Consider the following 13,655-nt stretch of genomic DNA (forward strand, 5'->3'; position numbering starts at 1 on the left):
CTTTAGTACAAGAAATGAACTATATCTTTCCTCTCTTGTACTATCATCAGCCAAATAAGACGTTGAACCAGAAGGCAGCCGATCACTTCAATTTGGATCGCGTGCCTTTTGGTCTTATCAAGCACCCTTTTGCGACTGCACCGTTCCCTTCACAAGCAGTCTTCTGGCGAGCCATTACATAAGAACTGTCTGACTAAGCGAGTGGCTTAACAACTTGCGGTAATGACCTTTCGTATTCCTTATATAACACATAACGATAAACACCTCTGGACGAATTTACTGCTTCCCTAGCATGCTCAATGGCTGCTTCATGGCGACCTGCTTTGAGTTCTATTTCCGCGAGCAGCGCTGATTTCATCCATTGCTTTTTGATAGACTCTAGGCGATTTCGCGCCTGACCACTTTCCCCATCCTCCATTAGTAGAATCGTTTCGTAATAAGCGCGGTAATCGGCAAAGCGGATGTTGTGCACGGCTTTTCGAACAGCATTCATATCCTTGCGATAAACGCCGTAAGCCGCCTTGTAAGGCGCCTGTGCCGTTTCTTGCTTATATTTACGCATAAGCTGTTCCATAATTATTACGGCCTCATCTTCAAGTCTGTTCGCAAGTACGTAATTAATGTAAAGTCCCGGGCTATTTTGCTGTCTACGCAAAAAGGACTCCACACGGTCCATACGCTTTTCCAGCGCTAAAGGGTAATACACGCGGATTATAAAAGCAACAAGAGAAGCACCCATTCCAACCCCTACTGTCAACACTGGAGAATAGTCATTGAATATCATAAAAAAGACAAGTACGAACACTACGCAATAAAACACGACTTCCCACCAAAAGAACTTCATTATTATTCTCCTCCGAACAGCGTAATTAACAATCAATATGTATTATACCAAAAATATATTTCTTTTTTTGTGAATTATTAGGTGATAAAAGAAATGAATTAGTCTACCTTTTTTTCTCTCTTTTTTTTGGGGAGTTAGTTTATAAAAAATAGGATTGTGCAATATATCTACAGAAACAGGCAAGCCCCTCCACTCTTTTTATGCGAAATTTATTTAGTAGACAGTCGCGGTTTGACCGTCAAATGAAGGAGGTAATATTGGATGTCAATGATGAAAGCAATTCAAGTAGCAGCCAAGGGTGAACCGATGCGACTGGTTGAAGTCCCCATCCCTGCCCCTAAAGAAGGACAGGTACTTCTGAGAGTAGAAGCTTGTGGTATCTGTCATGGAGATGCAAAAGTTAGTGAGGGGGCCACGACTTCTTATCCAAGAATTCCAGGACATGAAGTAGTTGGTATCGTAGAAAAACTCGGGGTAGGAACGATGAAATGGAAAGTTGGTCAACGTGTTGGTATCGGCTGGCATGGTGGTCATGGCCATACAACAGCCCTTACAACGGACGGGGGTTATGCAGAATATATGGTTGCCTATGAAGATGGGTTGATTACAATTCCACAAGAAATCTCGGCTGGGGAGGTAGCCCCTCTTCTATGTGCAGGAGAAACCGTCTTCAGTGCATTGCGAAACAGCAAAGCTCGCCCTGGGGACCTCGTCGCAATCTCGGGTATTGGCGGACTTGGGCACCTCGCGATTCAGTATGCAAAGAAAGCTGGATATGAGGTTATTGCCATATCTCGTGGGAAAGAAAAAGAGAAACTGGCAAGGGAACTTGGCGCACATCACTATATTGATGCCGATACAAAAAAAACTGCCGACTCCTTAAAAGCTCTAGGTGGCGCAAAAGTTATTCTCGCAACAGCTCCCAATGGAAAAACTATTTCTTCACTTATCGGTGGTTTGGGAACAGATGGAGAACTAATCATTGCCGCCGTTTCGGATGAACCGCTGGAATGGTCTGCTATGGATTTTCTGAATGGTCCCAGCAATGTCAAAGGAACATTTACAGACATTAATGAAATGGAGGCTGCAGTAAGGTTTAGCATACTAACAGATGTGCGGCCTATGATTGAAATTTTCCCTCTGGAAAAGGCCCCTGAAGCATTTGAACAAATGATGGCTGCCAAAACTCATTTCCGTGCAGTTTTGCATATTTCTTAATAGTATAGAGATACGAGAAAGAAGGGCACTCCGGAGTGCCCTTCTTTTGTAAATCTCCTCATTTATATCATCAAGCAGATTTTTGAGAGTAGGCTAAGTTCCTGCTCTAAAGCAATCACGTATTTCTTGAACATCCTTCTGTGGTGACCGACCAAATAATCGACGGTAATCCCTTATAAACTGGGAAACACTTTCATATCCTACCTCTAATGCTGCGTCGGTTACATTGGATGCAAGATCAAGCATCAGCCGTCGGGATTCTAACAAACGAAGTTTCTTTTGACATTGCAATGGGCCCATTCCCACAGCTGTTTTGAATTTTTGATGAAAGCTAGATAAACTCATATTACTTTGTTCAGCTAAATCCTCCATCGAAAATGTTTCTTTGTAATTACTTTTAATCCAGCTATTAATGTTATATATAGTACCTGCCTGTTGAATTGAAATCATGCTTTGCAAAAAAAGTTTTCCATACGGACCTGCAATCAAGTTGAAGATTACTTCCCGTTTCAGATGTTTGCTCATAAATGAAAGTTCATTATTATTATCATTCATATCTATAAGACGCAGAATAACCTCTAATAATTTTGTATTGCTTTGTTGAGTTGTGGAGGGGTCTTCTATTTCGAATAACTTTTCAGGCAAATCTCCATCTATATCCAACATAACGGAAGTCACATCATCTACTAGAAAATCAATCGATATAGCGAGAAAAGGTGAGTCCACCGTTGCAAACAGAGTATGACCAGATAACGGGCTGTCTATTGCTGATATTAGAAATTCGCCAGGTGAGTAGTCCTTAATACCTGTTGAAAAATGAAGTCGCATCGTATCGCTTACAACGAGCAGTATATACGGATTCTGTATTTCGGGAAGATCAATATTTTGCTGACTGTATCGGTACATATTTAAATATGGGATGTTAGTGGTATTTTTACCTTCTGTTATCCCAATTTGATTTATTTTAAGCTGGAGGCTTTGAAGCAGCTTTTCCATTAGTTTTCATTCCCTCGTAACGTCAAATATTTTGTATGTAGTTTATCATATCACATCGATGGTTTAGTGATTTGTACCTTTTCTCCGATTCGTATTCTGACTTGAAATTAGCCGAATTCGGTATTTTTATTGTTTATAAATATTGACACAATGATAATCATTATCAATAATGTGGAGTGAGTTGTACAAGATAATCGCAAAGTCACCGGCAACCTACTATCGAAATGAGGTACACAACGTGAAAATAGACGTGAATCAGTTAGCAGAACATTTTGCACACATTCCTTTTCAAGTAGAAGGAATATATCGATATGCTACATATCCAGGGGTGTCTCACGCTGATTATACCGATTCTTTTCCCGGATTTGTGTTTCCCCTTACAGGAAAGATACAATTTCAATTTAATGGAACCCCTTATATCTTTTCGCCAGGCAAAGTGGTACATGGTGGTGCAAATATGAAATTGGATGAACAAACGTTTGATAACTCCAATTGGGAATATATACTTGTTTTATACCGGATATGTAGCTCAGAATTAGAAGAATCAAGCTTTTCCCATCAGCATTTTGAATTATCAACGGGACACTCCCCTCGTCTTATGGAATTAATTAAGCAGTTATGGCATGTGTATAATCAACGTGGCGGCATTTCGATGTTTCAAACTGAAATGCTGTTTCGCGATGTGCTGAACGAAGCCTTAATAAGCGTGGCGAATAGACAAATGAGCAGTGAATCAAAGGCTTTATTCGAACGGGTATCTAATTATATCCATGAATACTACTATCATGGCCTTACCATAACATCGCTCGCAGAACAATATAACGTTAATCGAAATCGGCTTTCTTACGTATTCAGAAAACATGCAGGAATGGGACCGGCAGAATATCTATTAAAATATCGTATAAACATGGCACAAAAAATGCTATTTACAAGTGACGTGCCCATACAGCAAATTGCACAAACGGTTGGAATTGCTGACCCCTTTTATTTTAGTAAAGTGTTCAAGAAACAATTTGGATTCTCTCCTACTGAATATCGACAGAAGTTCATCAATAATCCATGCTAACTTCAACAGGCATCCATTTTAAAGCCAAAATTAAATCAGTATACTTATGGCAGGCCAAGGCAACATGATATCTGAATTAAGTATGCAGCATTATATTGTAGGTGAAAAATAAGGAGGGCTTACTATCCATTATCAAACGATTAAACTAAGCGAGGAACTGTCTAAAATAAACGATAATTGGTCACCCCAACTAATTGGTGAAATGAATGACTATCAATTTAAGATTGTTAAGATAGCTGGCGATTATGAATGGCATGTTCATCCTGAAACCGATAAGTTATTTTTCGTGATTGAAGGCGAGATGATCATTGATTTTCGTGATGGTCAGGTGAGAATTTGTAAAGATGAGATGTTTATTGTCCCGAGGGGACTCGAGATCAAACCCTCCTCTGAAAAGGAATGTCATATCATGTTAATGGAACCCAAAAGTGAAGGAAACACCGGTGGAACTGTGTCCGCATAAACAGTCTACTACGTATCGTTGAAGGGAATATGTATTCAAGGAATTTGCTTGTATATTCTAGAAAGGAGCTGAATGCAAACGCTCCTTTCCAAATTACCTTTTTTACCGAAAAATCATGTCTACAACAATCTACTTCTCATTCCTCATTCTGTGCTTTTTCTCTCCCGTTTGAATGGGGATTTCCTACTCTCCGCATCAGGGTTTCCAAAGGTCCACGGCTATTTATTTGAGTTATCATCAACGCAACCTCCCGAGTCGATAGATCGTTTCCTTGTTCCATCCAGTGAGTTAAAAGTCCGATACTGGCCGAGGAGGTAAAGGCCAAAAAGTAATCCCAGGGAATGACGACAGCAGGATCATTTGGCATAATTGTTTCAAAATGTTGAAGCATCCGTTCCGCTATCAGTTCTTTAATCTGAATGGGCAGTTGTAAATCACCATTAGGACTGAGCATGATTCGCAGGTAGTCCGCATGTGACAACAGATATTCCAACAGCTTAAGGATAGCCGGGTATGGTTCCCCTCGCTCAGCATAATGTCCTACCTCCAACGGGTTAAGCTCCACTGAAAGAATCTTTATTCCTTCGAAAATCTCTTTCTTCAGCTGGTCAACAAGGTCTGCCACATCCTTGTAGTGCAGATAAAATGTACCCCGGTTTATTTCCGCTCTTTCTGCGAGATCCATAACACTGATCTTGCTCAATCCCTTTTCAGCCGTGAGCTCTAACAAGGCCTGCCGAATAAGTTTCTTCGTTCGGATCTTGCGACGATCTTTTTTTAATTCATGCTCCACTTTGTGTTCACTCCTAATTCAACACCTTTTAGGGCAGTGTTGATTAATGCTCAGTTTATAAAAATGTGATTATTGTTTTTTTTCGTGCAATTATTATAATCAACTTTGTGATGAATAATCAACATCATGATCATTAAAAGGGAGTGAAACGTATTGCATCTGTTCAAAAACAAGATGGTCTTGATGTCACCCATTATTGCATTGGTTATCATCTTTGTCTTCTCGCTGACTTTATTTCCATCCGTCCAGCCTAAGCCCGACAGCTTACCCGTCGCCATCGTCAATGAGGATCAGGGGGTACAAATCCCCAATCAGCCTCAGATGAATATGGGACAAAAAATTGTGGAAATGATTCAAAAAAGTTCATCATCCGGAGATGATACAGAGCCGGCGGTAAAATGGGAGTCGGTAAACAGCCTGGAGGAAGTCCAACAAGGACTAGACCTTCAGAAGTATTATGCAGCCTTGGTTATCCCACAGGATTTCAGTTCAAAGCAAGCTTCACTCATGACTTCGGCCCCTTCTTCACCTGAAATACAGATTCTGATTAACCAGGGAATGAACATGGCCGCGTCGACTTTGTCTGGACAAATCTTAAACGGAGTCGTTGATAACATCAATAACACGGTACGCACGCAACTACTCGAAGAATTAAAAGCAAAAGGCACAACCCTGACCGTAGAACAAGTTGCTTTTTTGGTGAATCCCATTGCCAAAGATGTGACCAATGTTAATGAAGTCGGCACACACAGTGCAAACGGCAATTCCCCCATTTCTTTATTCCAGCCGCTGTGGATGGCCAGTTTGGCAAGTTCTGCTCTTATTTATACGGCGGTCAAAAAAGTGCCTGTCACTACACGGAAAGGTCGCCTTTCTGTTAAAGTGGGACAGATTTTGACGGGTGCTGTCATTGCTGTTGTCGTAGGATTTGGCTTCACCTGGATCGCAGATAGGATCGTTGGGCTGCAAATAACGAATTTTACCGATACTGCCCTGTTCCTGTCCATTTCGTCATTCAGTTTTTTCCTCCTGATCTCGGCCGTCATTTCTCTGTTGGGGCTTGGGGGAATAGCCATTTTTGGCTTAATGCTCTTCTTTGGTGCACCGCTGCTTGCATTGGCGCCAGAAATGATGTCTTCTTTTTATCGGGAGTGGGTGTATCCGTGGCTTCCGATGCGTTTTATGATCGAAGGTTTACGGGGAATTTTCTTCTTTGATCACGGGTTGAGCTGGAGTTCACCACTTTCCGCTCTTGTCTGGATTGGACTTGCGGGAATGCTCATCATACTGGGTAGTGCGTTCATACCGCAACGTCATAAAGAGAGCCGCAATGAAATGATGAGCACATAATCTGGAGAGCGCATAAAGTCCTTTATATGTGACGACACCGTCCAGTTAAGCTGCCAAAGACATAAACGAAACAAAGCCCCTTCACCAATGAAGGGGCTTTTACTTTTTTTAAGAGATAATACATGTCACTACACAGCTGAATGGTTTACTACAAACCGATTTTAAATAAATAGATTATGATTTGCATGAGCTGCCTGTCCAAGATAGTAACCCACTCCACCAATGTTAACTGAATCCATTAATTCTTCACGCTGAATCCCCATCAAATCCATGGACATCTGGCAAGCGACAAACTCAACTCCCTGCGCAGTTGCGGTCTGCATCAGTTCTTCCAAAGAAGCAACATTATTATTTTTCATAATGCCTCGAATAATCTTTGGACCCACTCCGAGCATATTCATTTTGGACATGCCTAGCTTGTGGCTGCCTCGTGGTAACATCATTTCAAACATGCGGCCAATCATAGTTTTGGATACAGGCTGTGGCTGATGCTTACGAATAATATTTAATCCCCAGAATGTGAAGAACATGGTTACTTTACGTCCACTTGCTGCTGCCCCATTGGCAATAATAAGAGAAGCAATCGCTTTATCCAGATCACCACTGAAGACAACCATCGTGCTGGCAGGCTCCTCTTTAGGCGTTTCCATAGCTGAAGATGTGGTCTGCACGGTATTTTTCTCGATAACTGCTTCAATCGTACCGCCTTTGGATCGTTCCAAGTGTAAGAGTGAGGAGCCAGACATGGTTGCCCATGCTTTCACATCTTCATAAAATCCTGGATCGGAAGCTTTCACCCGCAAAGTCTCGCCATTCGATAGTTGATCCATTTTCTGCTTAAGTTGTATCAGCGGACCGGGACAACTTAAACCGCACACGTTCAACTCGTTATCAATACGCTGTGGCTTTGCAGAGATTGGATTGGAAGGCTCTGTTTCCTTTACAGCATATTTCGGATTGTTGTTCTGATCCTGCCCGTTATTATTTTCATCGTTTCCGGGAGAAATTGGAGCGGGCTGAAATTGTGCTTGGCGGTATGTTTTATAGCCTCCACTCAGATTTTTCACATTAAAGCCATGCTGACGCAAAATCTGCGAAGCTGTATATCCACGCAGACCAACCTGGCAGTATACCCAAATATCTTTGGCTGGGTCTAATTCATCTAACCGCTGACGAAGCTCATCCACTGAAATATTTATGGAATCCGGAATATTTCCATTACGGTGCTCCAGCTCACTTCGTACATCCAGCAATATCGACTGCTCCGGATGGCGTTCAGATAGCTGATCATAGGTGAACGTTTCAACACGTCCAGCTGTGATATTTTCAGCTGCATATCCAGCCATATTAACTGGATCTTTCGCAGAGGAATACGGTGGCGCGTAACTCAATTCGAGCTCTGTCAAATCCTTGATGTGACCCCCGAAATGAATGGCTACAGCAATATCATCAATCCGTTTATCCACACCGTCATAACCAACTGCTTGTGCGCCTAAAATTTTTCCTGCCGGTGTAAACAGCAGTTTAAGAGTAATCGCGCTGGAACCCGGATAATACGATGCATGAGATGCAGGATGCACGATTACAGTTCGATAATCGATGCCTAGACGTTTTAGTGTTTTCTCATTACTGCCTGTAGCTGCTCCAGTCATTCCAAACACTTTAATAATGGCTGTTCCTTGTGTCCCCCTGTAAATGGAACTTAGTCCGGCAATACGATCTGCAACAATGCGTCCCTGTTTGTTTGCAGGTCCAGCAAGCGGAATAGCTGTCTTTGTGCCATGAATGGTTTCAGTTACTTCAATGGCATCACCAACAGCATAGATATGTGGCACACTGGTTTCGAGAGCTTCGTTGACCATAATATGTCCACGTGTTCCCAGGGATACTCTGCTATTTCTCACAAAAGCTGTATCTGGGGTTACTCCTATTGCAAGAATAACGAAGTCAGCTGTCAGAACACGACCATCAGCAAGCTCAACACCAATGCCATGTTCAAGTGAATGAAAGCCCTGTACACGTTGGGAAAACAGCAGCTTCACTCCATTTTGCTCCATTTCCTGTGCCAAGGCTGCTGCCAGCTCAGCATCAAATGGAGTAAGTAGCTGACCGTTACCCTCTACCAATGTTACATCCAATCCGGCTTCCTTTAAATTTTCCGCCATTTCAACACCAATAAACCCTCCACCTATAACAATTGAAGATACGTTGTTAGATGAATTAACTTGCTTCTTGATCCGATCAATATCTGGAATGCTCCGCACGGTATAAATCAGTGGATTATCCTTACCTGGCAGATTGGGTATGATTGGCTTGGCGCCTGGTGACAAAATCAGTTCATCATAGCTTTCTTCATATGAACCACGCTCCTGGCTTTGTACCCGAACTGTACGAGTATTGGGATCAATCGCGACGATTTCACTTTCTGTACGCACATCAATATTAAAACGGTCAGCCATACCTTTAGGCGTTTGGACCAGCAGACGCTCTCGCTCCTCAATCGAGCCACCAATATAATAAGGTAAGCCACAATTGGCAAATGATATATAGGGTCCTTTTTCAAATATGATAATTTCGGCATGTTCATCCAGACGGCGCAGACGGGCAGCAGCTGATGCCCCACCCGCTACTCCGCCCACAATCAGTACTTTTTTGCTCATGATTCACAATCTTCCTCTCCAAACAAAATAGGGATCATCTGTTCAATCCGTTGGTCGGCAAGCACGTAATTTACTTCAAGGCCATTGCGCTCAGTCGCTACAATCCCTGCACTGCGCAGCTTCTGCAAATGCTGAGATACTGTTGATTGCGGGAGGTCCAGACACTCCTGCATATATGAAACATTACATTTCTTTTTTCGCATCAACCCACGCACAATGCACAGTCGAATCGGATGAGATAGAGCTTTCAGTAAATTAGCAGGTTCATCGAACTGTTTTAAATTAGTGCTATCAAAAGCTTCAGTATTCAAAATTACCCCTCCTGAATCGTTATATCGTAATATTACGATATTTAAATTGAAATGTCAAAATCTTTTCATCCGTTGATTTAACTTCAACTTAGATTCTATAAAATGTCGCATCAAAATTATAAAAGCCAGTAACACCAAGACCATTAAGAAAAGCCTATACACACGCAGAAACTGTCATGTTTATCGGCTTTTGGGCTTTCCATCCTATTATGATTGACTCTTCCCTGTTCCTCAGAATCCATATAAAATTAAAGATTTGATAAGAAAGAACATACACAGAACACCTAGCAATAGAAACATCATTGCAGACTGACGTTCATTTTTCCACATTCGAATTGTATTAGCAATACTTAAAATTGCCAATGCAACCATATTAATTCGAGTATCCATCTCAACAAAATTAATACACAGGAGAACAAATATCATTACCCCGACAAAAAGAAACCATATTGGTATATTCTTAGTAAGTCGTTTAATCATTTTCATTCCCCTTAAAATTTTACATTCTAACTCTAATAGGGTATTCTTCAAGTTTATTGAAATACCTTCAAAATTTTTTATATTAAGCTTTGCTGTATATGTACTCTTTTATTTTAATCTAAATCAAAAAGCAGCCGGTGAGCGGCTGCTTCTGCATCATTAGTTACTCGTATATTTAACCCAATCGTATTCTGCATACAATGGATTGGCACCGTTATAAGGACCTAGCCAGCTATCCACGCCGGTTCCATTCCATATATTCATCATAATTCTACCGGGTGTTACGGGAATATTGCTGGTTGCAGTATGCTTCAATACGCCATCTACATACCATTTGATATAACCTGGTTGCCAATCGAAAGTATAGGTATGAAACCCCTGTGATGCATCAAACCCAAGGTTAATAACCTTCTCATGACCACCAACCCCATTTGTATAATAATTAAACTGCACTTTGGTCGTGTCCTTTCCCAAGAATTCAATATCAATTTCATCCCATTGTGTGCCATGAGCAGGTCCTGTGTACGTGAAAAAGGAGGAGACAATGCCCGTATTTTTGGCAGGCTTCATACTGACTTCATACAGTCCATATCCGTAATTATTTGTGGATCGATACTCCCCGCAATCAAACTTGTTGTACGCAGAACTTGTCAAACCAAGCTTGAGCTTTCCATCGTTTGTAAAATTGACATTGTTGGCTCTCCACGTGCAATTGAACATATTTCCGTTGGAATAACCATCTGCCTTTTGCCATGTTTCCGGGTTAAAATAAGTTAGTGGTTCCCAGAATACATAACTTGCGAAAGCACTTACCGAAACAAATAAAGATACCACACCTGCCACCACCAAAGTGTACCAAGACTTCCTCTTCATCATACACCTCCATAAACGATTCCACACATGTACGAAGTATGGGCAAGTGATTCCCGAAAAATGAGTAGATTCTCTTGCCGCAGCAGATATGTAAAACGCTTACATGGTTGGTGTTTCCATTCTATCTGGATGTGAAAAGGGTAACTATAATAATCTTTAAAGATAGATATTCATTTCTAAAGATTGATGTGAGGAAAAACTACCTCACTTGCGTCAATCATCATGGATTCATGTGCTGGATGAAGAGAGTCAAACCTGCTGATTTCAATTGATCCAAAAGAAAATATGACACGGTGTCATTTTTATTGTTGACGTATGACATTGGTGTCATATATAATTCGTTAATCAGCAATTGTGACACGGTGTCACTCATAAAGATTGGAGGATTATATTTGCCCAAAAAAACATTTTTCCACTTATCGAAAGATAAACAGGACACGTTAATTCAATGTGCCAAAAGGGAATTTTCTCGGGTTCCATTACACGAAGCATCCATTGCCAATATTATCAAAGATGCCGGGATCTCCAGAGGAAGTTTTTATCAATACTTTGAAGAAAAAGAAGATCTGTATTATTACCTGTTGAACCAGTCCTCGCAGAAAAATAGTGAACGATTTATTGCAGCTTTAAAGGAGAACAACGGAGATATATTCGAAGCTTTTATCGATTCATTTCAATTTATGATTCAGAATCACACCAATCAAGAACACAAAAACTTTTTTAGAAATGCCTTTTTAAATATGAATTATAAAACAGAAAAAACATTTACGAAAAACATTTATGAAGAAAATCGGGATAATCACCTTTTACCTATCATTGGGTTAATGAATACAGAAACGTTAAATATACAAGGTGAACGAGAATTGCAGCATATTCTAAAAATTATTATAGCTGTAACTTTTGATAACCTTATTCAAATATTCGTAAAAGATTTAACCTATGAAGAAGCTTTAAAAAATTATGGTGAGCAAATGGAACTGCTAAAAAGAGGATTTAAAAAAATTCAATAATCAGAAGTGTAAAAAGGAGAAAACAAATATATGGATTCAGCTTTACAAGAAAAAAAACCACCCTATTTAATGATCGCCATTCTTTTTATCGGCGCATTTGTTTCATTTCTCAATAACTCGCTCTTAAATGTAGCACTGCCATCCATCATGGTGGATTTGGACATTAAAGATTATTCCACGATTCAGTGGCTTTCTACTGGCTATATGCTGGTCAGTGGTATATTGATTCCGGCGTCAGCATTCTTATTAACACGTTTCTCCAATAGAAGTTTATTTATTACCTCCATGGCCATTTTCACTTTAGGTACGGCCATAGCAGCCGTTGCACCAAACTTTGGTTTATTGCTTACAGGAAGAATGGTTCAAGCAGCAGGCTCTTCAGTAATGGGACCCCTGTTAATGAATATTATGCTGGTAAGTTTCCCACGTGAAAAACGCGGAACAGCAATGGGTATTTTCGGATTAGTTATGATTACTGCCCCTGCAATCGGGCCAACATTATCAGGTTTCATTGTAGAATATTATGACTGGCGTTTACTTTTTGAGATGATTTTACCGTTAGCCGTCATTAGTTTACTGTTAGGAATCTGGAAATCCAAAAATATAATGCAGCAAAACAAAAGTGCAACACTGGACTATTTCTCGATCATATTATCTTCCATTGGTTTTGGTGGTTTGTTATATGGGTTCAGTTCTGCAAGTTCAGATGGCTGGACAGATCAAGTCGTTTTAATCACTTTAATCGTTGGAGCTATTGCCCTGATCGCCTTCGTTGTGCGTCAATTGAAAATGGATACACCATTATTGGATTTACGTGTTTACAAGTATCCAATGTTTGCCCTTGGCTCTGTTATTGCGATTGTAAACGCAGTGGCAATGTTCTCCGGAATGATTTTAACACCGGCATACGTACAAAACGTAAGAGGTATTACACCACTTGATTCAGGTTTAATGATGTTGCCTGGTGCAATAATCATGGGGATTATGTCACCTATTACGGGTAAACTGTTTGATAAATATGGCCCACGTATTCTCGGCATAATCGGGCTTACAATTACAGCGATCTCAACGTACATGTTGGCAAACCTACAAATCGACTCGACTCACACTTATATTATCCTTGTGTATACTCTGCGTATGTTTGGTATGGCAATGGTGATGATGCCTATTATGACAAACGGCCTGAATCAATTGCCAACACGCTTAAATCCACATGGTACAGCTGTCAACAATACAGCTCAACAAGTGTCCGGTTCAATTGGTACGGCTATTCTGATTACGATTATGAATTCGGTGACAAAAACAAAAGCTGAAGATTTAATGACTGGTGTTGATCCAACAACTTTGACAGCAGCCAATAAAGCTTTATTAACCCAAGAAGCGTTATTAGCCGGAATCCAATATTCATTCTATATCGCACTTGGCATTAATATTGTCGCATTAATATTAGTTTTCTTCATTAAACGAGCGGAAGTCAAAGATGAACCTGTCGAGGCTTTAAAGAATCAACAGGGTAAAACTAAAACAAAACCCGCAGTAAATTAATTAAAAGCATTTGACCAAAAACAATACTGACAAAATAAGAGACGAA

Annotated in this window: 13 protein-coding genes; 7 read left to right on the forward strand and 6 right to left on the reverse strand. The window is 40.5% G+C overall.

Annotated elements, in window-relative coordinates; genetic code table 11:
* Nucleotides 1-14 precede the first annotated feature (14 nt).
* The gene (locus DC345_RS31790) at nt 15-182 is read left to right on the forward strand and encodes a hypothetical protein (RefSeq protein WP_181586640.1); all 168 of its coding nucleotides are present in this window, start codon (nt 15-17) and stop codon (nt 180-182) included.
* 11 nt (nt 183-193) lie between these two features.
* On the opposite strand, the gene DC345_RS18435 is transcribed toward DC345_RS31790, so the two are convergent.
* The gene (locus DC345_RS18435; protein WP_113054305.1) at nt 194-844 is read right to left on the reverse strand and encodes a hypothetical protein; all 651 of its coding nucleotides are present in this window, start codon (nt 842-844) and stop codon (nt 194-196) included.
* 261 nt (nt 845-1,105) lie between these two features.
* Here DC345_RS18435 and DC345_RS18440 point away from each other — a divergent pair, with 261 nt between their 5' ends.
* On the forward strand, nt 1,106-2,062 hold the full coding sequence (locus tag DC345_RS18440) for a zinc-binding dehydrogenase (RefSeq protein WP_113054306.1): 957 nt from the start codon (nt 1,106-1,108) through the stop codon (nt 2,060-2,062).
* 93 nt (nt 2,063-2,155) lie between these two features.
* On the opposite strand, the gene DC345_RS18445 is transcribed toward DC345_RS18440, so the two are convergent.
* Nucleotides 2,156-3,058: an AraC family transcriptional regulator gene (locus DC345_RS18445; RefSeq protein ID WP_113054307.1), complete on the reverse strand. Its 903-nt coding sequence runs from the start codon at nt 3,056-3,058 to the stop codon at nt 2,156-2,158.
* A 238-nt stretch (nt 3,059-3,296) separates the two neighbouring features.
* Between DC345_RS18445 and DC345_RS18450 the strand changes: the two genes are divergently transcribed.
* Both DC345_RS18450 and DC345_RS18455 read left to right on the forward strand, forming a co-directional pair.
* Entirely contained in the window at nt 3,297-4,124 is an 828-nt protein-coding gene (locus tag DC345_RS18450; RefSeq protein WP_113054308.1) for a helix-turn-helix transcriptional regulator, read from the forward strand.
* A gap of 124 nt (nt 4,125-4,248) precedes the next feature.
* The gene (locus tag DC345_RS18455; protein WP_113054309.1) at nt 4,249-4,587 is read left to right on the forward strand and encodes a cupin domain-containing protein; all 339 of its coding nucleotides are present in this window, start codon (nt 4,249-4,251) and stop codon (nt 4,585-4,587) included.
* A gap of 136 nt (nt 4,588-4,723) precedes the next feature.
* Here DC345_RS18455 and DC345_RS18460 read toward each other — a convergent pair whose 3' ends face one another.
* Nucleotides 4,724-5,380 (reverse strand): TetR/AcrR family transcriptional regulator, encoded by a 657-nt coding sequence (locus tag DC345_RS18460; RefSeq protein WP_113054310.1) that lies wholly within the window; start codon nt 5,378-5,380, stop codon nt 4,724-4,726.
* Nucleotides 5,381-5,539: 159 nt separating this feature from the next.
* On the opposite strand from DC345_RS18460, the gene DC345_RS18465 reads away from it, so the two are divergent.
* Nucleotides 5,540-6,730: a YhgE/Pip domain-containing protein gene (locus DC345_RS18465; RefSeq protein ID WP_113054541.1), complete on the forward strand. Its 1,191-nt coding sequence runs from the start codon at nt 5,540-5,542 to the stop codon at nt 6,728-6,730.
* 161 nt (nt 6,731-6,891) lie between these two features.
* Here the strand turns inward: DC345_RS18465 and DC345_RS18470 are convergent, their stop codons facing one another.
* The 3 genes from DC345_RS18470 to bglS all read right to left on the reverse strand — a co-directional run bounded on the left by DC345_RS18470 (nt 6,892) and on the right by bglS (nt 11,054).
* Entirely contained in the window at nt 6,892-9,390 is a 2,499-nt protein-coding gene (locus DC345_RS18470; RefSeq protein ID WP_113054311.1) for an FAD-dependent oxidoreductase, read from the reverse strand.
* A complete protein-coding gene (locus DC345_RS18475; protein ID WP_113054312.1) occupies nt 9,387-9,701 on the reverse strand; it encodes an ArsR/SmtB family transcription factor in 315 nt (104 codons plus the stop codon). The genes DC345_RS18470 and DC345_RS18475 overlap by 4 nt, the downstream gene beginning before the upstream one ends.
* Nucleotides 9,702-10,340: 639 nt before the next feature.
* Nucleotides 10,341-11,054, reverse strand: coding sequence for a beta-glucanase (bglS, locus tag DC345_RS18485; RefSeq protein WP_113054314.1), 714 nt, complete (start codon nt 11,052-11,054; stop codon nt 10,341-10,343).
* A 392-nt stretch (nt 11,055-11,446) separates the two neighbouring features.
* On the opposite strand from bglS, the gene DC345_RS18490 reads away from it, so the two are divergent.
* Nucleotides 11,447-12,064 carry a TetR/AcrR family transcriptional regulator gene (locus tag DC345_RS18490; protein ID WP_113054315.1) on the forward strand — a complete coding sequence of 206 codons (618 nt, stop codon included), beginning with the start codon at nt 11,447-11,449 and terminating at the stop codon, nt 12,062-12,064.
* Between the two features lie 30 nt (nt 12,065-12,094).
* Nucleotides 12,095-13,609, forward strand: coding sequence for a DHA2 family efflux MFS transporter permease subunit (locus DC345_RS18495; protein ID WP_113054316.1), 1,515 nt, complete (start codon nt 12,095-12,097; stop codon nt 13,607-13,609).
* The last annotated feature ends 46 nt before the right edge of the window (nt 13,610-13,655 follow it).

Source organism: Paenibacillus taichungensis (genome assembly GCF_003287275.1).
In the GTDB taxonomy this organism is placed as follows: Bacteria; Bacillota; Bacilli; order Paenibacillales; family Paenibacillaceae; genus Paenibacillus; species Paenibacillus taichungensis_A.